Genomic DNA, 22168 nt, shown 5'->3' with positions numbered 1-22168 from the left:
GTGAATGGGCGCAACGGGGTCGCATGGCGATCCGCGCTGCGCGCGACGGTCAGGCCGTCGTTCGTTTCGTTGCGCTGCGCGACGCGGCAATGGATGCGCGAACGCGTTCCGTCACCGCGCAGACGACGCGGCTGACGAGCAGGCAGTTGAAACGAACGACGAGAAAAGGAGGAGAGGCGCTATGGCAGCAGCGATGCGACTTCGTCGGTATCGACGGCCACGAACGCGCGTGCGGAAACGGCGTTGTGACGGCGAACGGAACGACGGGACAGGATGGTGTAGATCGACAGATGCAGCAGGCGAGGACTATGCCAGCCGCAACTGCCATCGGAAGCGGGAACAGCGCTGCGCAAACTTCGCACATCGCCTCGATCCCACCTCACCAGAGGGCCACGGACTCTCACGATTACACTCGACTGATTTGTTGAAAGTATTGAACACCTGATCGTTTCGGCGCGCGAGGCGTTTAAAATAATCGAGGTGCCGGACCTGCGTCATTTACATCGATGGGCATCAATTTTTACGTTGCAATAACGTTTTTCGGTGCCGATGAATGGCCAATGACGCTGACCTGAGAGCCAGCATATACGAGCCAAAAACGGCGTCAAATGTTTTTTGACGGTCTCGTGTCAGGGCTTTCCCGAGGCACTCCGAACAAAATATTCGTAAATGGAATGACCCGCTGGGTGTTCATTATTTCGAACGCCTTTCAGGGTTTTCCCCGCTGATGCGCGGCATAAAGTGATTAGAATATTCAACGGCTGCGTAACGCCGCTCCACGCGTCGTTTCACTTTTTCACCGCACTTCTATCGTGTCCGAAACCGAATCGATGTCCACCGAAGTCGCCGAGCGCCTGCGTTTCGTGCGCAACAAGCATGGCCTGTCGCAGCGTGAACTCGCGAAGCGGGCCGGCGTGACCAACGGCACGATCTCGCTGATCGAACAGGGGCGCGTAAGCCCGTCGGTCGGCTCGCTGAAGAAACTGCTCGAATGCATTCCGATGAGTCTCGCGGAGTTCTTCACGTTCGAACTCGTCGAATCGCGCTCGGTCGTATCGCGCCGCGACGAGATGCCGAACCTTGGCAACGACGCGCTCGCATTTCATCTCGTCGGCGCGGGCGTGAAGGACCGCAACATGTGCATCATGCGCGAGATCTACCAGCCGCTCGCCGATACGGGGCCCGAGATGCTCGTGCACGCGGGGCACGAGGGCGGCGTGGTCGTGTCGGGCCGGCTCGAGCTCACCGTCGACGGCGCGACCTGGCTGCTCGACCCCGGAGACGGCTACTACTTCGAAAGCCGTTTGCCGCACCGTTTTCGCAATCCCAGCGCGGAACAGCTCTGCGAGGTCGTGTCGGCGAATTCGCCGGCCACCTTCTGAGCCCGCATCACTGCATTCGTCGCCGGCAGTCTTGCCGTTGCGCGGCGTGCCGCAGCGCGAATGCCACGACAATTGAGGCATCCTGATGAACAAGTTGACTTTGGCTGACTGGCAGGACAAGGCGGCGTCGCTCACGATTGAAGGGCGCGCATTCATCGACGGCACGTCGCGCGACGCGCACGGCGGCAGGACGTTCGACTGCGTGAGCCCGATCGACGGCCGCGTGCTCGCGAAGGTCGCCGATTGCGGAGAGGCCGACGTGAACGCCGCCGTCGCGGCCGCGCGCCGCGCGTTCGACGCCGGCGTGTGGGCCGGACTGAACCCGCGCGCGCGCAAGGCCGTGCTGCTGCGCTGGGCCGCGCTGATGCGCGAGCATCTCGACGAACTTTCGCTGCTCGAGACTCTCGATGCGGGCAAGCCGATCGGCGACACCACGACGGTTGACGTGCCGGGCGCCGCTTATTGCGTCGAGTGGTTCGCCGAAGCGATCGACAAGGTCGGCGGCGAAGTCGCGCCGGCCGACCATCATCTCGTCGGTCTCGTCACGCGCGAGCCGGTCGGCGTGGTGGCGGCCGTCGTGCCGTGGAACTTCCCGATCCTGATGGCCGCATGGAAGTTCGGCCCGGCGCTCGCGGCCGGCAACAGCGTCGTGCTGAAGCCGTCGGAGAAATCGCCGCTGACCGCGATCCGCGTCGCGCAGCTCGCATACGAGGCCGGCATCCCGGCCGGCGTGTTCAACGTCGTGCCGGGCGCCGGCGAACCGGGCAAGCTGCTCGCGCTGCATCGCGATGTCGACTGCATCGCGTTCACCGGCTCCACCGCGGTCGGCAAGCTGATCATGCAGTACGCCGCGCAGTCGAACCTGAAGCGCGCGTGGCTCGAGCTCGGCGGCAAGTCGCCGAACATCGTGCTGCCGGATTGTCCGGACCTCGAGCGCGCCGCGCAGGCCGCGGCCGGGGCGATCTTCTACAACATGGGCGAGATGTGCACGGCCGGCTCGCGCCTGCTCGTGCATCGCGACATCAAGGACGCGTTCATCGAGAAGCTGGTGGCGGCCGCGCGTGCGTACGTGCCGGGCAACCCGCTCGATCCGTCGGTATCGATGGGCGCGATCGTCGACGGGATCCAGCTCGAGCGCGTGCTCGGCTACATCGATGCCGGGCGCAAGGAAGGCACGCTCGTCACGGGCGGCGCGCGCGTGAAGGAGGAGACGGGCGGCTTCTACGTGGAACCGACGGTGTTCGAGGTCAAGCCCGATGCGAAGATCGCGCGCGAGGAGATCTTCGGCCCCGTGCTGTCGGTGATCGTGTTCGACGATGTCGACGAGGCGGTGCGGATCGCGAACGACACCGAATACGGGCTGGCCGCGGCCGTGTGGACGTCGAACCTGACGACCGCGCACGACGTGTCGCGCCGGCTACGGGCGGGCACGGTGTGGGTGAACTGCTACGACGAAGGCGGCGACATGAACTTCCCGTTCGGCGGCTACAAGCAGTCGGGCAACGGCCGCGACAAGTCGCTGCACGCGCTCGAGAAATACACCGAGCTGAAGTCGACGCTGATCCGGCTGCGCTGACGCGGCCGGTGTACGGGCGCGGTGCCGAGGGGCGCCGCGCCCGCGCGCGTCAGGCCGAGCGCAATGCCGGGTGGAAGCCCGCGGCTTCGATGATCGACTGCACGCGTTCGGCACCTTGCGCCGATTCGACCTTGACCGTCTTCGCGGCCACGTCGATGTCGAGCTTCGCGGCGGGGTCCGCTGCCGTCACGGCGCGCGTGATGGCGTTGGCGCAGCCGCCGCAGGTCATGTCCTGGACTTCGAATTCCATCGTGTTCTCCTGGGTTGATTGGCGATTCACAAACATTGCCAGCATGAAGCTTGCCATGGTGGGAAGGTCAAGCCATTCGTCGCGTTCGACACCGCACAAGCAATTTGTAAAGCTGATGTCAGACGAATCGCAATCTGCCCGTGTGCGTCAGTCCGAATTTTTCCCGATTGACGGCCGCGTATTGCCGGCGAAATCTCGCGGAGCCTTGCGCGACAAGGTGCGCGTCGCATCACTGACGCCCGATGTCCATGCCGTGAGTAAGGGTACTGGGAGAGGGAAATGCGAATCGATCTTACTATCGATTCCCCTCGATATTTCATTTCGGTACCCGTATGAATCGCTTCGCTTTCGGTTTCGCACTGGCCCTGCTGGGCGCATCGGCAACGTCCGCATTCGCTGCCGACGACGTCGTCAACCTGACCCTGAAGAACCACAAGTTTTCGCCCGACGGCGTGACGATTCCGGCCGGCGAGAAGGTGAAGTTCGTCGTGAAGAACCTCGATGCGACGCCCGCGGAATTCGAAAGTGACGATTTCAAGGCGGAGAAGGTCGTGCCGGCCGGCAAGTCGGTCGAGATCCTGGTCGGGCCGCTGAACGCCGGCACCTACGAGTTCCACGACGAGTATCATGAAGCGCAGTCGAAGACGCACCTGACCGTCAAATAAGCGGATATCGCCATGCTGTCTACCGCCCTGATCGTCTTTCGTGAAGTGCTCGAGGCCGCGCTGGTGGTGTCGATCGTGATGGCCGCGACCAAGGGCGTGCCGAGCCGCGGCTGGTGGGTCGGCGGCGGCCTCGTCGGCGGCGTGATCGGCGCCGGCCTGATCGCCGCGTTCGCCGACGTGATTTCGCAGTGGGCCTCCGGCATGGGGCAGGAAGTCTTCAACGCCGGCGTGATGTTCGTCGCGACGCTGATGCTCGCGTGGCACTGCATCTGGATGAGTCGCCACGGCCGCGAGATGGCGCTGCACATGGGCGAGGTCGGCCGGGCCGTCGCAGCCGGCAGCCGGCCGCTGACGGGGCTCGCGATCGTCGTCGGCGTCGCGGTGCTGCGCGAGGGCTCCGAGGCCGTGCTGTTCCTGTACGGCATCGCGGCGGGCGATCCGGGACAGACGCCGCAGATGATCGTCGGCGGGCTGCTCGGCGTGCTGGGCGGCGCCGGGCTCGGCTACGCGATGTATGCGGGCCTGCTGCAGATTCCGCTCAAGCGCCTTTTCTCCGTCACCAACGCGCTGATCGTGCTGCTCGCGGCGGGGATGGCGAGCCAGTGCGTCGGCTTCCTGCTTGCAGCCGGCCTCGTGCCGTCGTGGGGCGATGCGGTCTGGGATACCTCGTGGCTGCTCAAGGAATCGAGCATCGTCGGCAAGGCGCTGCATACGCTGATCGGCTATACCGCGCGTCCGGCGGGGATCCAGATCGTTGCGTACGTCGTCACGCTGGTCGCGATCGTCGTGCTGGCGCGGCTCGTCGGCCGGCCCCGGACGGTGGTGCCGCCGCCGCGGCCCGTTGCCTGAGCGGGCCGGGGCCGAATGCAGAAAGGGGCGTCATGGACGCCCCTTTTTTCTTGCGTTGACGGCTCGCGCGCAGCCGCGCGGCCCGTTCAGCGATGGTTGTCGATCCATGCGCGGGCCCATTCGAGCCCCGCTTCGCGCGCTTCGTCCTCGGTATCGAACACGCCGAGCACGCCCGACGCTTCGACGAGCCGATTGTTCTGCGTGATCGTGCCGCTCGCCGCGAAGCGTTCGGGCTGCAGGATTTCATCCTGCTGCAGGATCGAATGGCCCCAGATCTGGTAGCCGTGATAGGTCTGCGCTTCCATTATCGCGTCACCTCCGCGGAGCGGCTGCTCGTGCCGACACGCAGCACGTTGCCGTCCGGTGTGTATTGCCGCGGGATGTCCGAGAACTTGAGTGCGTGCGGCGTGTCGGGCATGGCCGGCTGCATCACCGTGAGCCGGCCCGGCGTAGGCTGCGCGACCGGGCGCGGTGCGGCCGGCGCATCGACCGTCGCGGCGGTCGGTCGATGCGGCGTGCTTTTCACGGCTTGTGCGACGCGGCGCTTGTGCGGCTTGACCGCAGCCTTCGGCTGCACGCTCGCGTGCTTTTCCACGGTCTTGCCGCCGGCGTGCGCGTCGGCACCTGGGCGCGCTGCCGGCGTGCGGGCATCCGGCGTACGGGCATCCGGCGTACGCGCCGCCGGCGACCGCGCCTCGGGCGGGTTCCAGACTTCGACGTAGTGCTCGGCCGCCCAGCCCGTCGACGCGAAGGTCAGCGCCAGCAATCCGCATCCAAACAGTCTTACCATGGTCTCTCCGTCAGTCTCGTCGGCGCGCCGGACCGCGCTGCGCCGATTGCTTACTCCACCGTCACCGACTTCGCGAGGTTGCGCGGTTTGTCGACGTCGGTGCCGCGCGCGCATGCGGTGTGATATGCGAGCAGTTGCAGCGGCACGACGTGCAGGATCGGCGACAGCTGCCCGTAGTGTTCCGGCATCCGGATCACGTGCAGGCCTTCGTCGTTGACGATTTGCGTGTCGGCATCCGCGAACACGTACAGCTCGCCGCCGCGTGCGCGCACTTCCTGCATGTTCGACTTCAGCTTCTCGAGCAGCGTGTCGTTCGGCGCGACCGTGACGACCGGCATCGCTTCGGTGACGAGCGCGAGCGGCCCGTGCTTCAGTTCGCCGGCCGGATACGCCTCGGCATGGATGTATGAGATTTCCTTCAGCTTCAGCGCGCCTTCGAGCGCGATCGGGTAGTGCAGCCCGCGGCCGAGGAACAGTGCGTTTTCCTTGCGCGCGAATTCCTCCGACCACGCGATGATCTGCGGCTCGAGCGCGAGCACGCTGTTCAGCGCGGCCGGCAGGTGGCGCAACTGCTTCAGGAATTCGGCTTCCTGCGCGGCGTCGACGTGCCCGCGCAGCTTGCCGAGCGTCGCGGCCAGCACGAACAGCGCGACGAGCTGCGTCGTGAACGCCTTGGTCGACGCAACGCCGATCTCGGTGCCTGCGTGCGTCAGGAACTGCATCTCCGTGAGGCGCACCATCGCGCTCGTCGCGACGTTGCACACCGCGAGCGTATGCGTGTGACCGAGCGACTGCGCGTGCTTGAGCGCGGCGAGCGTGTCGGCCGTCTCGCCCGACTGCGAGATCACCAGCACGAGCTGGCGCGGGTTCGGCACGGATTCGCGGTAGCGGTATTCGCTCGCGATCTCGACCTGGGTCGGGATCTTCGCGATCGATTCGAGCCAGTATTTCGCGGTGAGGCCCGAGTAGTAGCTCGTGCCGCACGCGAGGATCAGCAGGCTGTCGATCTCCGCGAACGCGGCGGGGGCCGCATCGCCGAACAGCGTCGCGTCGAACGCTTCGGTTTGCGGCACCGTGTCGCCGATCGCGCGCGGCTGCTCGAAGATTTCCTTCTGCATGAAGTGGCGATACGGGCCCAGCTCGACCGCGCCGCCGTATGCGCTGACGACGCGGATCTCGCGCTGCGCGAGCGCGCCGTGACGATCGACGATCTTCACGCCGTCGAGCGACAGCTCGCACACGTCGCCTTCCTCGAGGAACGTGAAGTGGTCGGTGCTGCCGGCCAGCGCGAGTGCGTCGGACGCGAGGAAGTTCTCGCCGTCGCCGTGGCCGACGACGAGCGGCGAACCCTGGCGCGCGCCGACGACGGTGTGCGGCTGGTCCTTGTGGATCACGGCGATCGCATACGCGCCGTGCAACTGCTGCACGGCTTCGCGCACCGCGTCGAACAGGTTGCCGCGATACAGGCTGTGCACGAGGTGCGCGATGACTTCGGTGTCGGTCTGCGACACGAACTCGTAGCCCTTCGCGCGCAGCGCTTCGCGCAGCGGCTCGAAGTTCTCGATGATGCCGTTGTGCACCAGCGCGAGCGCGTTCGACGAGAAGATCGGGTGCGCGTTGTGCGTGACGGGCGCGCCGTGCGTCGCCCAGCGCGTGTGCGCGACGCCGGTCGTGCCTTCGAGATGCGATTCCTGCACCTGCGCATCGAGATCGGCGACGCGCGCGACGCTGCGCGCGCGCTTTGGCGCGCCCGGCTCGAGCACGGCGACGCCGCACGAGTCGTAGCCACGGTATTCGAGGCGCCGCAATCCTTCGATCAGCACCGGAACGATATTACGCTGCGCAACTGCGCCGACAATGCCGCACATGAATGGTCCATCCTGTAAGTCGACGCGGGCGCCGTCCGGGCGCCCGCTAAAGGTTCAGCTCTTCTTCTTGACCGGGCGGACGTAGCCGCTCTTCGTCGTTTGGGTCTTCTCGTTCAATGCGAGCAGGCCGTCGGCAACGTCCTTCCAGATCGTCGTGCCGGCCGCGATCGTCACGCCGCGGCCGACGCGCACCGGCGCGACGAGCTGCGTGTCGGAGCCGACGAACACGTCGTCCTCGATCACGGTGCGGAACTTGTTCGCGCCGTCGTAGTTGCAGGTGATCGTGCCCGCGCCGATGTTCACGCGCGCGCCGATGTCGGCGTCGCCGATGTAGGTGAGGTGGTTCGCCTTCGAACCGTGGCCGATCACCGCGTTCTTCACCTCGACGAAGTTGCCGACGTGCGCCTCGTCCGCGAGCTGCGCGCCGGGGCGCAGCCGCGCGTACGGGCCGATCACGGTGTTCGCGCCGAGCTCGGCGCCGTCGATGTGCGTGAACGCGTCGATGCGCGTGCCGGCGCCGACCGACGCGTTGCGGATCACGCAGTTCGCGCCGATCGTCACGTTGTCGGCGAGCGTCACGTTGCCTTCGAACACGCAGTTCACGTCGATCGACACGTCGCGGCCGCAGCGCAGCGTGCCGCGCACGTCGAGCCGCGCCGGATCGGCGAGCGTGACGCCGTCGACGAGCAGCGCATCGGCGACGTTGCGCTGATGGATGCGCTCGAGCTCCGCGAGCTGCGCCTTGCTGTTCACGCCGAGCGTTTCCCATTCCTCGTCGGGCTGCGCCGTGACGATCTCGAAGCCGGCCTCGATCGCGAGCTCGACGACGTCGGTCAGGTAGTACTCGCCCTGCGCGTTCTCGTTCTTCAGCGCGCCGAGCCACATCGACAGCTGGGCCGTGGGCGTGACGATGATGCCGGTGTTGATCTCGGCGATCTTCAGCTGCTCGGGCGACGCGTCCTTCTGCTCGACGATGCGCGTGACGAAGCCGGACGCGTCGCGCACGATGCGGCCGTAGCCGGTCGGGTCGTCGAGCGTGACGGTCAGAATCCCGTAGCGGCCCTCGCGCGCGGCGTCGACGAGACGCCGCAGCGTCGACGCGCGGGTGAGCGGCACGTCGCCGTACAGCACCAGCGTCGGTTGCGCGGGATCGAGCAGCGGCAGCGCCTGGCGTACCGCGTGGCCGGTGCCGAGCTGCTCGGCCTGCACCGCGAACTGGACGTCGGGCGCGGCGACGGCGGCCTGGACCTGCTCGGCGCCGTGACCGACCACGACGACGAGCCGCGACGGCTGCAGCGTGCGCGCGGTGGCGATGACGTGGGAGAGGAGCGGCCTGCCGGCCAGGGGATGGAGCACTTTCGGCAGCGCGGAACGCATGCGCTTGCCGGTGCCTGCCGCCAAAATCACGATATTCATGGCGCCAGCTTGTCAGAGGAGTTCGAAGCCGTCCATTTTAGCATGCGGCCCCCGTCGTTCCGGGCCTGTCGCGGCGGGGCGACAGCGCCGGAACGAGGCTGCGGCCCCGGTTCCGGCGGGTGTTCGGACCCTGCTTACAGGTCGTCGAACTGGACGATCGAGATCGGTTTCGCGGCGCCCGGCGCGGCGGTCTCTTCGCCGGACGCGCACGGCTCCTCGTCGAACGCGATGTCGCCCTGCGGATCGGCAACGCCGGTCGCGCGCAGCGACGCGAACGGGAACTGGGTCGTATCCATCAGGTGCGACGGCACGACGTTCGCGAGCGCGCTGAACATGTTGTCGACGCGGCCCGGGAAGCGCTTGTCCCATTCACGGATCAGCGCCTTCATTTCCGCGCGCTTCAGGTTCGGCTGGCTGCCGCACAGGTTGCACGGGATGATCGGGAATTCGCGCAGCTCCGCGTATTTCTCGAGATCGGTTTCCTTCACGTATGCGAGCGGGCGGATCACGACATTCCTGCCGTCGTCCGACTGCAGCTTCGGCGGCATTCCCTTCAGCTTGCCGCCGTAGAACATGTTGAGCAGCAGCGTCTGCAGGATGTCGTCGCGGTGGTGGCCGAGCGCGATCTTGGTCGCGCCGAGCTCGCCGGCCACGCGGTACAGGATCCCGCGGCGCAGCCGCGAGCACAGCGAGCAGGTCGTCTTGCCTTCGGGCACGAGCCGCTTGACGATGCTGTAGGTGTCCTGGTTCTCGATGTGGAACGGCACGCCGACCTGCGTCAGGTACTCGGGCAGCACGTGTTCAGGGAAGCCCGGCTGCTTCTGGTCGAGGTTGACCGCGACGATGTCGAAGTCGATCGGCGCGCGCTCGCGCAGGCGCAGCAGCACGTCGAGCATCGCGTAGCTGTCCTTGCCGCCCGACAGGCACACCATCACCTTGTCGCCCTGCTCGATCATGTTGTAGTCGCCGATCGCCTGGCCGACCTGGCGCACGATCCGCTTGAACAGCTTGTTGTTCTCGTACGCTTCCTTCTGCTCGCGGCGCGTCAGCACGCGGCGGCCGGTGTCGGCGGCGGTGGCTTCGATGGCGGCGCCATCGGCCGCCGTGTCGTTCATGTGGGGGGCGTTCATGCGCGCTCCTCGTCCTTGATGCGAAAGACTTCGACGCCGACGGCGTCGCAGTCCGGATAGGCGTCCGGTTTCTCGGTACAGACGCGTACCGCGCGCACGGCGTCGTGCGCCAGCAGGTTCGCGGCGATCGCGTCGCACAGCGTTTCCTGCAGGTGGATGTGGCCGCGCGCCACGCACTGCGCGACGCTCTGCTTCATCAGGTCGTAGTCGACGACTTCATGCAGCCGGTCGTCGACGGGGGTGGACAGCGCGAGCGGCACGAACAGGTCGACGTTGATGACGACGCGCTGCTCGCCGCGCTTCTCGTGTTCGAAGGCCCCGATGTTGATGTGCACCTCGTAGTCGCGCAGGTAGAGCCTGCGGCAGTCCGCGAGGCGGGGGTGCAGGAGAGCGGAAAACATGGTCGTCCCAGTCAAATTGGCGTGCGCGCACGCAAAGCGGCGCGGGCGGCGGCGATCACGCCGCGCGATCCGCGCGGTTCATTCATTCGGGCCGGCGGCGGGCGGCACCAGGTGCTCGCCGCCGTCGACGGTCAGCGTCGCGCCCGTGACGCCGGGCGCGCTCGCGAGATAGCAGGCCGCCGCCGCGATGTCGTTCGCGTGCGGCGCATGGCCGCGCACGAGCGCCGCGACGCGCACCTTCGGCGCGAGGGCCAGCGCCAGCGCGGAGGTCGCGCGGTTCAGCGCGGCCTGCATCAGCGCGTGCGACAACTGCGCCGGCGCCGGGTGAAACAGGGCCTGATCCAGCACGTGGATCACGCAGGCGCGCAGCGATTCGTCGTCACGCGCGGCGTCGGGCGTCGCGTCGGCAAGCGCCCGGGCCAGCGCGAGCGGCGCCGTCACGTTGCGCGCGAGCGCGGCGGCGAGCGATGCGCCGTCCACGGTGTGCGCGTCGTCGGTGGCGGCGCATGCACTCACGAACACCGCACAGGCGGGCCGGCCGAGCGCCGCAGCACACGCGGCGACGAGCGCGGCCGCGTCGGTTTCCAGGGCCAGATCGGCGTCGAGCACGGCTGCACGGCGCCCGCGGGCGGCGACTTCGGCGACGAGCGCGTCGGCGGCCGCGCGCGGCGTGCCGGGGCTGCGCTGCAGCGCGACGTCCCAGCCGTGTTGCGCGAATCCGGTCGCGAGCGCGCGACCGAGCGACGCGGCGTCGGCCGCGCTGCCCAGCGCGCCGGCGACGAGCGCGATGCGCGGGGGCGACGTATCGGCTGAAACGGTCATTTACAATGCCGGGATGAACCCGAAAGCTCACGAACCCGCTAGTTTACCTGCTCCCGGCCCTGACGCGCTCGCGCAGTCCGAAACCCTTGCCGCGCAACTGCGCGACGAGATCGCGGCGGCCGGCGGCTGGCTGCCGTTCGACCGCTTCATGGAGCGCGCGCTGTATGCGCCCGGCCTCGGCTATTACAGCGGCGGCGCGCGCAAGTTCGGCCGCCGCGCCGACGACGGCAGCGACTTCGTGACGGCCCCCGAGCTGTCGCCGCTGTTCGCGCAGACGCTCGCGAATCCCGTCGCGCAAGCGCTGGCGGCAAGCGGCACGCGCCGCGTGATGGAGTTCGGCGCGGGCACGGGCAAGCTCGCGGCCGGGCTGCTCGCGGCGCTCGATGCGCTCGGCGTCGAGCTCGACGAATACCTGATCGTCGACCTGTCCGGCGAACTGCGCGAACGGCAGCGCGACACGATTGCGGCGGCCGCGCCGGCGCTCGCCGCGAAGGTGCGCTGGCTCGACGCGCTGCCCGAGCGCTTCGACGGCGTCGTGGTCGGCAACGAGGTGCTCGACGCGATGCCGGTGCGCCTCTTCGCGAAGGCGGGCGGCGTGTGGCTCGAGCGCGGCGTCGCGCTCGACGCGCGGCACGCGTTCGTGTTCGACGACCGGCCCGCCGGCGCGGCCGGCCTGCCGCCGGTGCTCGCGACGCTCGACGTCGACGACGGCTACGTGACCGAGACGCACGAAGCCGCGCTGGCGTTCACGCGTACCGTGTGCACGATGCTCGGGCGTGGCGCGGTGCTGCTGGTCGACTACGGGTTCCCCGCGCACGAGTACTACCATCCGCAGCGCGACCGCGGCACGCTGATGTGCCACTACCGCCATCACGCGCATGACGACGCATTCCTGTACCCGGGGCTGCAGGACATCACCGCACACGTCGAATTCACGGGCATCTACGACGCGGGCGTCGCGACCGGCGCCGACCTGCTCGGCTACACGTCGCAGGCGCGCTTCCTGTTGAACGCAGGCATCACCGACGCGCTGGCCGCGATCGATCCTTCCGACATCCACCAGTTCCTGCCGGCCGCGAACGCGGTGCAGAAGCTGATCTCGGAAGCGGAGATGGGCGAGTTGTTCAAGGTGATCGCGTTCTCGCGCGGGATCGACGGCACGCTCGACGCCTTCGCGCGCGGCGACCGCTCGCACGCGCTCTGACGGGGAGCCCGGGATGCTGCGCTGGCTGATGGCGTCGTTCGTCGCGGTGATGATCCTGACGCGCTGCTGGCCGTGGCTCGGCAAGTTCGGCATCGGGCGGATGCCGGGCGACGTCACGCTGACGCTCGGCGGGCGGCGCTACCCGTTCCCGTTCATGTCGACGCTGGTGCTGACGATGCTGGTGTCGATGGTGGCGCGGCTGCTCTGAGCCGCGCCGAATGCGGCGGCGCGCCGCGACCGGGCCGCGGCGCGCGTGGGATGGTTCGGCGCGTTACAGTTCGATTTCGCCGAGGATCCGGTGCGCGAGCGCCTTCGCTTCGTCGAACGCCTCTTCCTCGCTCGGACTCGTCGTGTGGACGTCGTAGCGCATGTTCTCCGTCTCGTCGCCGTCGTCCCGGGCGAGGATCACGTAACCCTGGAACTGTCCGTTGGCGGCGTGCTGCGTATGCGCCTTGGCCGTGTAGATGCCTTTCGTGAACGTGTTCGTGTCCATCGTGCCTCTCCCGCAATAGGACACTTCATCGTAGCACTGCGGCGCAGCATGTACAGCGCCGCTAATCGGCGACCGATCAGCGCGCCGTCATCGTCCCGTCACCGTTCGAGCAGCGCGACGACCTCGTCGAGCGTCGGCGCATGCGCGCCCGTATGCCGGCACGCGGCGGCGCCCGCCGCGAGCGCGAACGCGAGATGCTCGCGCCACGACCGCTGCGGCGCGGCCATCAGGCTGAACAGCATGCCGCCGATCGACGCGTCGCCCGCGCCGACGGTGTCGACCACCTCGACGCGCGGCGGGCTGGCCTCGAGCACGTCGCCGTCCGCGTAAAGCGTGGCCGCCTGCGCGCCGCGCGTGACGAGCACGGCCGCGCGCGGATTCAGCGCGCGCACCGCCGCGACCGCATCGGGGCCGTCGCCGCCGAACAGGTGGCGCAGGTCCTCGTCGGACACCTTGATCAGGTCGGCGAGCGCGGCCATCTTCTCGAGCGTCGGCCGGTACGCGGCCGTCATCAGGTTCCGGTAGTTCGGATCGAAGCTGATCTTCACGCCACGCGCGTGCAGGTCGGCCGCGAGCGCGACGAGCGTGCTCGCGAGCGGTTCGCGCACGAGGCTGATGCAGCCGAAGTGCGCCCACTTCACGTGTCCGGCCCAGCCGGCCGGCAGCCGCGCCGGGTCGAACGCGAGATCCGCGCTCGCTTCGCCGATGAAGAAGTACGCAGGCGGCCGCGTCTCGTGGACGATCGCGAGCAGCGGCGCACGCGGCACCCGCTGCAGGAAGCGCAGGTCGAGCCCGGCCGCCTCGCTGGTACGCCACAGCACGTCGGAGAAGCAGTCTTCGCCGATCGCGCCCGCGAGCGCGCTCGGCACGCCGAGCCGCGCGACCGCGCGCGCGACGTTCCAGCCGGCGCCGCCCGGCACCGAGGTCCACTGCGCGTCGCCCGCGCGCACCATGTCGGTCAGGATGTCGCCCGCCGACACGAAGGCCGGAAAGGTGCCGCCGCTCATTGCGTCGGCTCGCTGCGCGCCGCGCGCGCGAGGGTCGCGAGCACGTCGTAGCATGCGCCCATCGTGTGATAGTCGGTCTTGCCGGCCGGGCTCTTCTCGTCGCTGTACTTGCGGTTGTCGCAGGTGAGGATCCGGTACCACGCGCCGTAGCGGTGATCGACGAAATGCGTCCAGCTGTAGCGCCAGATCTCGTCGTACCAGTCCCAGAAGCGCTCGCTGCCGGTGCGCGCGCCGAGCATCGCGGCCGCCGCGAAGGTTTCCGCCTGCACCCAGAAATACTTGTTGTGGTCGCAGATCGTGAAGTCGGGGCCGAAGCCGTAGCAGAGGCCGCCGTGATCGGCGTCCCACGCATGCGTGAGCGCCGCGTCGAACAGCTCGGCCGCGCGCGGCACGAGCCAGTCGAGCGGGCGGTGCCGCTCCAGGATCAGCAGCAGCTTCGCCCATTCGGTCTGGTGCCCGGGCTGGAAGCCCCACGGACGGAAGATGTTCCAGCTGTCCTCCTTGTTGTAGTCCCAGTCGACCGACCAGTCCGCATGGTAGTGCTCCCACACGAGGCCGCCCGACAGCGAAGCCTGGCGCCGCGTGATGTGGGTCGCGAGCTTTTCCGCGCGATCGAGATAGGTGAGATGGCCGGTCGCCTCGTACGCCGCGAGCAGCGCTTCCGTCATGTGCATGTTCGCGTTCTGGCCGCGGTACGACGACACGTTCCAGTTCGGCGTCGCGTCGTCCGCATAGAGGCCGGCGGCCGCGTCCCAGAAGCGGTGCTCGGCGAGCTCGTAGGTCGACGCGATCAGCGCGCGCGCTTCATCGATGCCGGCCATCGCAGCGTGCGCGGCCGCCAGCAGCACGAACGCGAGCCCGTAGCAGTGGCGCGTGCCGTCGAGCGTCGCGCGTTTCGCGCCGTCGCGCCAGTCGAGTTCCCAGTCGTAGCCCTGCAGCGCTTCATCCCAGTGCGCGTCGCGCAGGAAGCGCAGCCCGTGGCGTGCGTAGTCGAGGTGGCGCGGATCGCCGAAATGCCGGTACGCCATCGCGTAGTTGAAGACGAACCGGCAGCTGCTGACCAGGTGCCGCGACGTGCGGTTGTAGATGCTGCCGTCGTCGCGGAAGTAATGGTAGAAGCCGCCCGTCGGGTCGAACGCGTTCTGCGCGTAGAAGCGCAGCGTGTCCTCGATGTGCGACAGCAGGAACGACGGCTCGCGGAAGCTCGCGACGAACGGTGCCGCTTGCGCGTGGGCGGCCGGCGCGGCCGTGCGGGATTGGACCGGGGGCATGTTCATGATTCGGTGACCGTGGCGGTATCGAGTGCCGGTGAGCCGGCGGGCTGGCTGCTGGCCCGTACGATCAGTTCGACGGGCAGGGAGATCTCGGTGCGCTCGGGCGATTCGGCGAGCAGCAGTTCGACGCCGCGGCGGCCGAGCGCTTCCTTGTCGACGGCGAGCGTCGTGAGCGGCGGGTTCGCGTGCGCGGCGGCCGGGATGTCGTCGAAGCCGACGATCGCGATGTCTTCCGGAATCCGCACGCCGCGCGCGATGCACACGCGCTGCGCGGCCAGCGCGGCGGCGTCGTTGTACGCGAACACGGCGTCCGGGCGTGGGCCGGGCGCGTCGAGCAGCTGCTGCATCGCGCGCGCGGCGCCGGTGTCGGGGTCGAGCCCGGCGTCGATCGTCACTTCGTACGCGGGATCGAACAGCCTCCCGGCCTCGAAGAACGCGCGGCGGTAGCCGATCGCGCGCTGCGCGATGCTGAAGTGCGCGGCCGAGCCGCCGATGAACGCGATCCGCGAGCGGCCGATGGCGAGCAGGTGGCGCATCGCGAGCGCCGCGCCCGTCGCGTTGTCGATGTTCACCGAGCGCAGGCCGGGCGCCCACAGGTCGATCAGCACGAGCGGTCGGCCGGTCGCGGCGAGCGCTTCGATCGTCTCGGGCTCGATGAAGCCGGCCACCGCGATCGCGTCGGGCGCGTGCGGGCGCATCTGGCGCAACACGTCGTCGTTCGGGCCGACCGTGAGCAGCGTCGGCACGATGCCGCGCTCGCGGCACGCGTCCTCGACGCCGTGCAGCACGTGCGAGAAGAACGGGCTGGCGGGAAAGCGGTTGTGCTGGCGGTGCAGCAGGAAGGTGAGCCGGCGGATGCGCGGGCGCAACTGGGCCGGGTCGTAGCCGAGGTGCTGCGCGATCTCGACGACGCGCGCCCGCGTGGCTTCCGACAGGCCCGGCTGGTTTTTCAGCGCACGGGAGACGGTGCCGATCGAGACCTCTGCCGCCCGCGCTACGTCGCGAATGGTGGTGCCCATCGTTCGGGTCCGGTTTGTTTAGGATGATGGCGATTGTATAGTAAAACACGGCGCCAAATTCGGGCCGGATAACCGGGGAATACCCGGAAATAACGGGTTTTTACGCGCTAATCTGCGAAAACGACGTTACTAAAAATACTAAACAAAACGCGGAAAAGGCAAGGTGATCGCATGGAAAGGGGCGATGCCGGCGGGGCGGACGAGGCGCACGCGTTCGGATGCCCGGTCCGCGACGGACGAACGGCAGGCCGTTGCCCGGAGTCGATTGGGGGCCGGCGCAGGTGCGCGGCGCCGGCACCGCCGTCCGCACCGGCCGGCAGCGCGCTTGCCTGCGGCAACCGCCCGCCGTTCAGCCCGCCGCCGCGTGCGGCGGCCCGCCGCGATCGCGCAGCGCCGCGCGGCCTGAATCGAGATCGACGACCGCGAGCCCGCCCGGCTGCTGTTTCGCGCGCCGCTTCGCGAGCGCCGCGACCGACGCGATCTCGTCGCTGCCATAGCGCATCGCGCCGTGCGCACCCGCCGGCACGCCGACCGCGCCGATCGCCATCGTCACGAAGCCGAAGAACGCCGGGTTGCCGTGGCGGTCCTCGCCGCGCAGCCCGCCTGCCTGCCGGTCGGCCTGCGTGTAGAAGCGCTGCGCGCCTTCGTTGAAGCGCGCGATCGCGTCGGTCGCGCGCGCGTGCCAGTCGTCGCGCTGGAACAGCACGAGGAAATCGTCGCCGCCGACGTGCCCGAGAAAGTCGCGCTGCGGGTCGCACACGCCGGCCAGCACCGTCGCGGCAAACTTCAGCACCTCGTCGCCCTGCCAGTAGCCGTACTGGTCGTTGAACGGCTTGAACTGGTTCAGGTCGACGTAGCACGCATGAAAGCCGGCGTCGCGCTGGAGCAGGCGGTCGATGTGCGCGCTGATCGGAATGTTGCCGGGCAGGAAGGTCAGCGGGTTCGCGTAGCGCGCGGCTTCGATGCGCATCTCGGTCACCGCGCGCACGAGGCTCTCGCCGGTGCCGAGCCCGACGTAGCGGCCGTGTTCGGTGATCACGAAGCCGTCCGCGAGATAGCGCTGGTCGTGGCTCGCGAGCAGCGTCGCGAGTTGCTCGAACGTCGTCGCGTTGTCGATCATCAGCGGCGCATCGTTCGCGAACTGCAGGCACGGTTTCTTTCCGAACACCTCGCGGTGATACGGCAGCGCGAAGCGGTCGATGAAGCCGCGGCGATTCACGAGCGCGACCGGCCGCCCGTGTTCGACGAGCGCGACCGCATGCAGGTCGGGCATCCGGTTGAACAGGTCGAGCACGTCGTTGCTGGTCGCGTCGCGCGGCAGCGGCGGCGCGGCGACGAGCATTTTCGCGGCGATCGTGCCGGCCGGCCGCACGGTGCGCGTCGCGCCGGGAAACACCGCGATGTGCGGCGCGCGGATCGCATCGCGCGCGGCCGGCGCGACGACCCGCGACGGCTGCGCGTCCGGCCGGCCGAGCAGGAAGCCCTGCACGCAGCAGATGCCCATGTCGCGCACGACGATCAGGTCGCATTCGTTCTCGATGCCTTCCGCGATCAGTCGCGCGCCGCTCGCCTGCGCGAAGTGCTGCATGGCCTTCACGGCCTCGAACTTGAGCGGGTCGCGCGAGATGTCGTGAATGAAGAAGCGGTCAACCTTCACGACGTCCGGCTGCAGGCGCAGCCACAGGTTCATGCTCGCGTTGGCGGTGCCGTAGTCGTCGAGCGCGAACTGGATGCCGGCGTCGCGCAGCGACGCGACCGCCGGCCCGATGTGCGCGACATCCAGTATCGCGTTCTGCTCGGTCAGCTCGATCACGATGCGCTCCGCGCCGATCCGCGCGCGGCCGAGAAACTGGCGCGCGCGCGCGCGCTCGCGTTCGCTGGCGAGCTGCAGGATCGTGCCGGCGCTGAAATTGAGGAACAGCTTGCCGTCGCAGCCGAGCGCCGCGAACGCGTCGAGGCAGGTGAGCGCGGCGGCCTGTTCGAGCGCGATGGTCGCGCCTTCGCGCGCGGCCTGCGCGAACAGCGCGGCGGGCGCCTCGAGGTCGGTGCCGCGCGGGCCGCGGATCAGGCCTTCGTAGCCGACGACCGTCCCCGACCCGAGGTCGACGATCGGCTGGAACACGGCCGCGAGCGCACGCTCCACGATCAGGCGCGTGGTGTGGGCGGTGGACGAGTCGGGATGGGGCGCGGGCATGGGCGAGGGTGAGGGTGAGGGCGGCCGAGGCGACGGGACGCCCGACTTTAACGGCAGCGTGTGCGAAGAATTGAATGAAGATTTCGTGACGCGATGCGCGTTGATGGTGCATGCATCGCGTTGGGTGGACGGGGGCGGTGCGACGGAGGAAGCGGAGGAAGCGGAGGAAGCGGAGGAAGCGGAGGAGGCGGAGGAGGCGGAGGAGGCGGAGGAAGCGGAGGAAGCGGAGGAGGCGAAGGAGGCGGAGGAGGCGGAGGAGGCGGAAGAAGCGGAGGAAGCGGAAGAAACGGAACGAGAAAGACGCGAATGCACCCGCGCGGCCAGCCGTGCCGGCCGCGCGGCCTCCCGCGTCAGCGCTTGCCCGCGCTCAGCGCACCGCGTCCGCGTGCGGCACCGGCCGCCCCCTCGTCGCCGTCACGCTCGCCGCGCATGTCGCGCGTGCCCCAGCGCTGCGCGAGCGCCGCGCACGCCATCAGCTGGATCTGGTGGAACAGCATCAGCGGCAGCACGATCGCGCCGACCGCCTGCGCGGAGAAGATCACCTTCGCCATCGGCACGCCGGCCGCGAGGCTCTTCTTCGAGCCGCAGAAGATGATCGTGATCTGGTCGGCGCGGTTGAAGCCGAGCCGCTTGCTGACGAACGTGGTCAGCACCAGCGCGATCACGAGCAGCACGACGTTGACGACCAGCAGGCCGCCGAGCGCGCGCGCCGGCATCTGGTGCCACAGCCCCTGGTTCACGGCCTCGCTGAACGCGACGTAGACGACGAGCAGGATCGAGCCCTGGTCGACGAAGCGCAGCACGCCGCGATTGCGTTCGATCCAGCCGCCGATCACGGGCCGCAGCAGCTGGCCGGCGACGAACGGCACGAGCAGCTGCATCACGATGCTCCCGACGGTGCTCCACGGCGACGCGGCCGCGGCCGACTGAGACGTGATCATCAGCCCGACGAGCGCCGGCGTCACGAAGATTCCGAGCAGGCTCGACGCGGACGCCGCGCACACGGCGGCCGGCACGTTGCCCTTCGCGATCGACGTGAACGCGATCGATGACTGGACTGTCGACGGCAGCGTGCACAGAAACAGCACGCCGGCGTAGAGCGCAGGCGTGACGAGCGGCTGCAGCACGGGCTTGAGCGCGAGGCCGAGCAGCGGGAACAGCGCGAACGTGCTGAGCAGCACGACCGCATGCAGCCGCCAGTGGGTCGCGCCCGCGACGACAGCCTCGCGCGACAGCTTCGCGCCGTGCAGGAAGAACAGCAGGCCGACCGCGATGTTGGTCGCCCAGTTGAACGCATGGGCGGCCGGGCCGCGGCACGGCAGCTGGCTCGCGAGCACGACGGTGCCGACGAGCGCGAGCGTGAAGTTGTCGGGGAGAAAACGGGGACGGGCCATCGGGGATGTTGATTCGGAAACGGCAGGCGCGCAGGTCGCGCGCGAAACCGATATTGTCCCGGTAGGTCATTCAATACACAAATTCATTGTGTGAATCGATTGATGAATCGGTTGCATGTGACGGTAAGCGTCAACGGAGGCGGCCGATGCGCAAAACGGCAGAAGAATGTTCTGCCGCGAGTACGCCCGCAAGTGAAAAAACCTAGCAGTAACATGGTGTTACACCCATGCCCGCGACCTAACACTTTTTGGCTCGACACCGTTTCGGGCCGCTCATAAATTACTGCTGAAAGGCTTGCGTCGGCCGGAAACAACCGGCGGCGAGCTGCAACAGGCACTGAATGATGACGGAACGGGTGAAACTGAGGGTCGGACGATGGGTGGCGGGCGTGCTCGGCGCGCTGCTGATACCGCTCGCGCTCGCGCAACCGCCGCACGGCGGTCAGGCGTTCGGCGGCGGCCACGGTTTCGGTCACGGTTTCGGTGGCGGCGACATGCACGCGTACGGCCGGCCGGCCGGCAACGCGCCGGCGTGGCGCCGGGCGCTGCCGCCAGGCGGCGCGCGTGCCGGCGGCGTGAGCGGCTACGGTTCCCGCTGGGGGCTGCGGCCGACGCCGTCCTACGGCCATTACGCCGCGCAAAGCCCGTATCGTCCGATCAGCGCCGACTCCCGCCAGATGCCGCGTCCGCCGGGCGGCGGCAATGTTCCGCTGCGTGCCGGCTCGATCCGCGCCGACGTCGCGCGCTACAACGAGGAGCGCGGCGGCCGTCCGATGCCGCCCCCCCGCGCGCAGGAAGAACCTGCCCACTCGCCGTTTTTCTCCCCGTTCTACCGAAACTGAGCGCCCGCGCGTTCGTCCCCCGCCGGCTGTGATGCGAATTCGCCACAGTCGCGCGCATATTTCCGCTGATTTTCCCGCCGCATTGCGCTATCTTTCGCGCCCGGCGCGCGCGCCCCGCGGCCGTCCCGTCGCGTGCCGCGCGCTGCGCGCAGCCGCTGCCGCGCGCCTGGCCATGTGCCGATTCCGCGAAGTTAATGCCGCCGCTATACCCGCAATAAGTGTGCGCAATTTTGACCGGACGCACGATCCGTAAAGATGGCTGCGCCCCATACGACGCAAGCAGTCGGCTCCAAAAAACAACGCTCGCGCCACTTATCGACATTCGACAACACCTGGAGATCCCATGAAAGCATTCGCTCGCCGTGCGTCGCGCACGTCCGTCAAGCTGATCGCCGCGGCCGCCTGCGTGGCCGCAACCGTACCCGTCCACGCGCAGTCGAGCGTCTCGCTCTACGGTCAGGTCGACGAATGGGTCGGCGCAACCAAGTTCCCGGGCGGCGATCGCGCATGGAACGTATCGGGCGGCGGGATGTCGACGTCGTACTGGGGCCTGCACGGCGCAGAGGATCTGGGCAGCGGCTACAAGGCAATCTTCACGCTGGAGAGCTTCTTCCGTGCGCAGAACGGCCAGTTCGGCCGCTTCCAGGGCGACACGTTCTTCGCGCGCAACGCATACGTCGGCGTCAGCTCGCCGTACGGCACGGTGACGGCCGGCCGCCTGACGACCCACCTGTTCCTGTCGACGATCCTGTTCAACCCGTTCTACGATTCGTACACCTTCTCGCCGATGGTGTACCACGTGTTCCTCGGCCTCGGCACGTTCCCGACCTATCCGAGCGACCAGGGCGCGGTCGGCGATTCGGGCTGGAACAACGCGCTGTCGTACACGTCGCCTTCGTTCGGCGGCCTGAATTTCGCGGCGATGTACGCGCTCGGCAACACGGCCGGCGACAACCGCTCGAAGAAATGGAGCGCGCAGTTCAATTACGCGAACGGCCCGTTCGCGGCGACCGCCGTCTATCAGTACGTGAACTTCAACAACGGCCCGCAGGACCTGAGCGCGCTCGTGACGGGCATGAAGAGCCAGGGCATCGCGCTGGTCGGCGCGACCTACGACCTGAAGTACGTGAAGCTGTTCGGCCAGTACATGTATACGAAGAATGACCAGGTCGCGGGCAGCTGGCACGTGAACACCGCGCAGGGCGGCGTGTCGGTGCCGCTCGGCGTGGGCAACGCGATGGCGTCGTACGCGTATTCGCGCGATGCCGGCGGCCTCGACCAGACGCGCCAGACCTGGGCCGTCGGCTACGACTATCCGCTGTCCAAGCGCACGGACATCTACGCCGCGTACATGAACGACCACATCAGCAGCCTGTCGACCGGCAACACGTTCGGCGCGGGGATCCGCGCGAAGTTCTGACGCGCACGTGCGATCGGTGCGCCGGCCGCGCGCGAAAATCGCGCGTGCCGGCCGCATGTTTTCCCTCTCGAAACGAAACGGAACGGAACGGCGCCGCCACTCGCGGCGCCGTTTTGCTTTTGTTGACCTTTCTGTTTCCTCGCCTTTGTTACCCTATCTCGTAATTGCACCA

At 68.3% G+C, this 22168-nt stretch carries 23 protein-coding genes; 8 read left to right on the top strand and 15 right to left on the bottom strand.

Annotation, left to right across the window (positions count from 1 at the left end; translation table 11 throughout):
• Positions 1-179: 179 nt before the first annotated feature.
• The gene (locus ACT2FV_RS31850) at positions 180-362 is read right to left on the bottom strand and encodes a hypothetical protein (protein ID WP_006488040.1); all 183 of its coding nucleotides are present in this window, start codon (positions 360-362) and stop codon (positions 180-182) included.
• Positions 363-830: 468 nt separating this feature from the next.
• Here ACT2FV_RS31850 and ACT2FV_RS31845 point away from each other — a divergent pair, with 468 nt between their 5' ends.
• Both ACT2FV_RS31845 and ACT2FV_RS31840 read left to right on the top strand, forming a co-directional pair.
• Positions 831-1382 (top strand): cupin domain-containing protein, encoded by a 552-nt coding sequence (locus ACT2FV_RS31845; protein ID WP_014895828.1) that lies wholly within the window; start codon positions 831-833, stop codon positions 1380-1382.
• Positions 1383-1467: 85 nt separating this feature from the next.
• Positions 1468-2958 carry an aldehyde dehydrogenase gene (locus tag ACT2FV_RS31840; RefSeq protein WP_444505395.1) on the top strand — a complete coding sequence of 497 codons (1491 nt, stop codon included), beginning with the start codon at positions 1468-1470 and terminating at the stop codon, positions 2956-2958.
• 49 nt (positions 2959-3007) lie between these two features.
• On the opposite strand, the gene ACT2FV_RS31835 is transcribed toward ACT2FV_RS31840, so the two are convergent.
• The gene (locus ACT2FV_RS31835) at positions 3008-3208 is read right to left on the bottom strand and encodes a heavy-metal-associated domain-containing protein (protein ID WP_006754615.1); all 201 of its coding nucleotides are present in this window, start codon (positions 3206-3208) and stop codon (positions 3008-3010) included.
• Positions 3209-3540: 332 nt separating this feature from the next.
• Here ACT2FV_RS31835 and ACT2FV_RS31830 point away from each other — a divergent pair, with 332 nt between their 5' ends.
• Positions 3541-3873: a cupredoxin domain-containing protein gene (locus ACT2FV_RS31830; protein WP_444505394.1), complete on the top strand. Its 333-nt coding sequence runs from the start codon at positions 3541-3543 to the stop codon at positions 3871-3873.
• Positions 3874-3885: 12 nt separating this feature from the next.
• Positions 3886-4722: an FTR1 family iron permease gene (locus tag ACT2FV_RS31825; RefSeq protein ID WP_124629788.1), complete on the top strand. Its 837-nt coding sequence runs from the start codon at positions 3886-3888 to the stop codon at positions 4720-4722.
• Between the two features lie 86 nt (positions 4723-4808).
• Here ACT2FV_RS31825 and ACT2FV_RS31820 read toward each other — a convergent pair whose 3' ends face one another.
• The 7 genes from ACT2FV_RS31820 to ACT2FV_RS31790 form a co-directional block, all read right to left on the bottom strand.
• Positions 4809-5027: a hypothetical protein gene (locus ACT2FV_RS31820; protein ID WP_059450688.1), complete on the bottom strand. Its 219-nt coding sequence runs from the start codon at positions 5025-5027 to the stop codon at positions 4809-4811.
• A complete protein-coding gene (locus ACT2FV_RS31815; RefSeq protein WP_444505393.1) occupies positions 5027-5512 on the bottom strand; it encodes a hypothetical protein in 486 nt (161 codons plus the stop codon). The genes ACT2FV_RS31820 and ACT2FV_RS31815 overlap by 1 nt, the downstream gene beginning before the upstream one ends.
• Before the next feature lie 50 nt (positions 5513-5562).
• Entirely contained in the window at positions 5563-7380 is a 1818-nt protein-coding gene (gene glmS, locus ACT2FV_RS31810; RefSeq protein WP_226117641.1) for a glutamine--fructose-6-phosphate transaminase (isomerizing), read from the bottom strand.
• A gap of 54 nt (positions 7381-7434) precedes the next feature.
• Positions 7435-8796 carry a bifunctional UDP-N-acetylglucosamine diphosphorylase/glucosamine-1-phosphate N-acetyltransferase GlmU gene (gene glmU, locus ACT2FV_RS31805; RefSeq protein WP_444505392.1) on the bottom strand — a complete coding sequence of 454 codons (1362 nt, stop codon included), beginning with the start codon at positions 8794-8796 and terminating at the stop codon, positions 7435-7437.
• A gap of 134 nt (positions 8797-8930) precedes the next feature.
• Positions 8931-9926 carry a tRNA 2-thiocytidine(32) synthetase TtcA gene (gene ttcA / locus ACT2FV_RS31800; protein ID WP_059605714.1) on the bottom strand — a complete coding sequence of 332 codons (996 nt, stop codon included), beginning with the start codon at positions 9924-9926 and terminating at the stop codon, positions 8931-8933.
• The gene (locus tag ACT2FV_RS31795) at positions 9923-10327 is read right to left on the bottom strand and encodes a dihydroneopterin aldolase (protein ID WP_059450683.1); all 405 of its coding nucleotides are present in this window, start codon (positions 10325-10327) and stop codon (positions 9923-9925) included. Before ACT2FV_RS31795 ends, ttcA begins: the two co-directional genes overlap by 4 nt.
• A gap of 78 nt (positions 10328-10405) precedes the next feature.
• Entirely contained in the window at positions 10406-11149 is a 744-nt protein-coding gene (locus ACT2FV_RS31790) for an SDR family oxidoreductase (protein WP_124901963.1), read from the bottom strand.
• Between the two features lie 13 nt (positions 11150-11162).
• Here ACT2FV_RS31790 and ACT2FV_RS31785 point away from each other — a divergent pair, with 13 nt between their 5' ends.
• Together ACT2FV_RS31785 and ACT2FV_RS31780 are read left to right on the top strand one after the other, a co-directional pair.
• On the top strand, positions 11163-12353 hold the full coding sequence (locus tag ACT2FV_RS31785) for a class I SAM-dependent methyltransferase (RefSeq protein ID WP_059605708.1): 1191 nt from the start codon (positions 11163-11165) through the stop codon (positions 12351-12353).
• A gap of 13 nt (positions 12354-12366) precedes the next feature.
• The gene (locus tag ACT2FV_RS31780) at positions 12367-12561 is read left to right on the top strand and encodes a DUF2905 domain-containing protein (RefSeq protein ID WP_057928625.1); all 195 of its coding nucleotides are present in this window, start codon (positions 12367-12369) and stop codon (positions 12559-12561) included.
• A 63-nt stretch (positions 12562-12624) separates the two neighbouring features.
• On the opposite strand, the gene ACT2FV_RS31775 is transcribed toward ACT2FV_RS31780, so the two are convergent.
• The 6 genes from ACT2FV_RS31775 to ACT2FV_RS31750 all read right to left on the bottom strand — a co-directional run bounded on the left by ACT2FV_RS31775 (position 12625) and on the right by ACT2FV_RS31750 (position 19734).
• A complete protein-coding gene (locus ACT2FV_RS31775; protein WP_059450680.1) occupies positions 12625-12846 on the bottom strand; it encodes a hypothetical protein in 222 nt (73 codons plus the stop codon).
• A gap of 98 nt (positions 12847-12944) precedes the next feature.
• Entirely contained in the window at positions 12945-13853 is a 909-nt protein-coding gene (locus ACT2FV_RS31770) for a carbohydrate kinase family protein (protein WP_059685317.1), read from the bottom strand.
• Positions 13850-15130: an AGE family epimerase/isomerase gene (locus ACT2FV_RS31765; protein ID WP_444505391.1), complete on the bottom strand. Its 1281-nt coding sequence runs from the start codon at positions 15128-15130 to the stop codon at positions 13850-13852. The genes ACT2FV_RS31770 and ACT2FV_RS31765 overlap by 4 nt, the downstream gene beginning before the upstream one ends.
• Positions 15127-16146, bottom strand: coding sequence for a LacI family DNA-binding transcriptional regulator (locus ACT2FV_RS31760; protein WP_059605698.1), 1020 nt, complete (start codon positions 16144-16146; stop codon positions 15127-15129). The genes ACT2FV_RS31765 and ACT2FV_RS31760 overlap by 4 nt, the downstream gene beginning before the upstream one ends.
• Before the next feature lie 349 nt (positions 16147-16495).
• Positions 16496-18340 carry an EAL domain-containing protein gene (locus tag ACT2FV_RS31755; protein ID WP_174920173.1) on the bottom strand — a complete coding sequence of 615 codons (1845 nt, stop codon included), beginning with the start codon at positions 18338-18340 and terminating at the stop codon, positions 16496-16498.
• Between the two features lie 350 nt (positions 18341-18690).
• A complete protein-coding gene (locus ACT2FV_RS31750) occupies positions 18691-19734 on the bottom strand; it encodes a bile acid:sodium symporter family protein (protein WP_444505390.1) in 1044 nt (347 codons plus the stop codon).
• A gap of 344 nt (positions 19735-20078) precedes the next feature.
• Here ACT2FV_RS31750 and ACT2FV_RS31745 point away from each other — a divergent pair, with 344 nt between their 5' ends.
• Both ACT2FV_RS31745 and ACT2FV_RS31740 read left to right on the top strand, forming a co-directional pair.
• Positions 20079-20576, top strand: a complete 498-nt coding sequence (locus tag ACT2FV_RS31745) for a peptide-binding protein (protein WP_124626478.1) — start codon at positions 20079-20081, stop codon at positions 20574-20576.
• A 343-nt stretch (positions 20577-20919) separates the two neighbouring features.
• Positions 20920-21996, top strand: coding sequence for a porin (locus ACT2FV_RS31740; RefSeq protein WP_059599979.1), 1077 nt, complete (start codon positions 20920-20922; stop codon positions 21994-21996).
• Positions 21997-22168 lie beyond the last annotated feature (172 nt).

This window comes from Burkholderia sp. PR2, assembly GCF_052372875.1.
GTDB lineage: Bacteria > Pseudomonadota > Gammaproteobacteria > Burkholderiales > Burkholderiaceae > Burkholderia > Burkholderia diffusa.
This window is presented reverse-complemented; position numbering and strand designations above follow the sequence as displayed.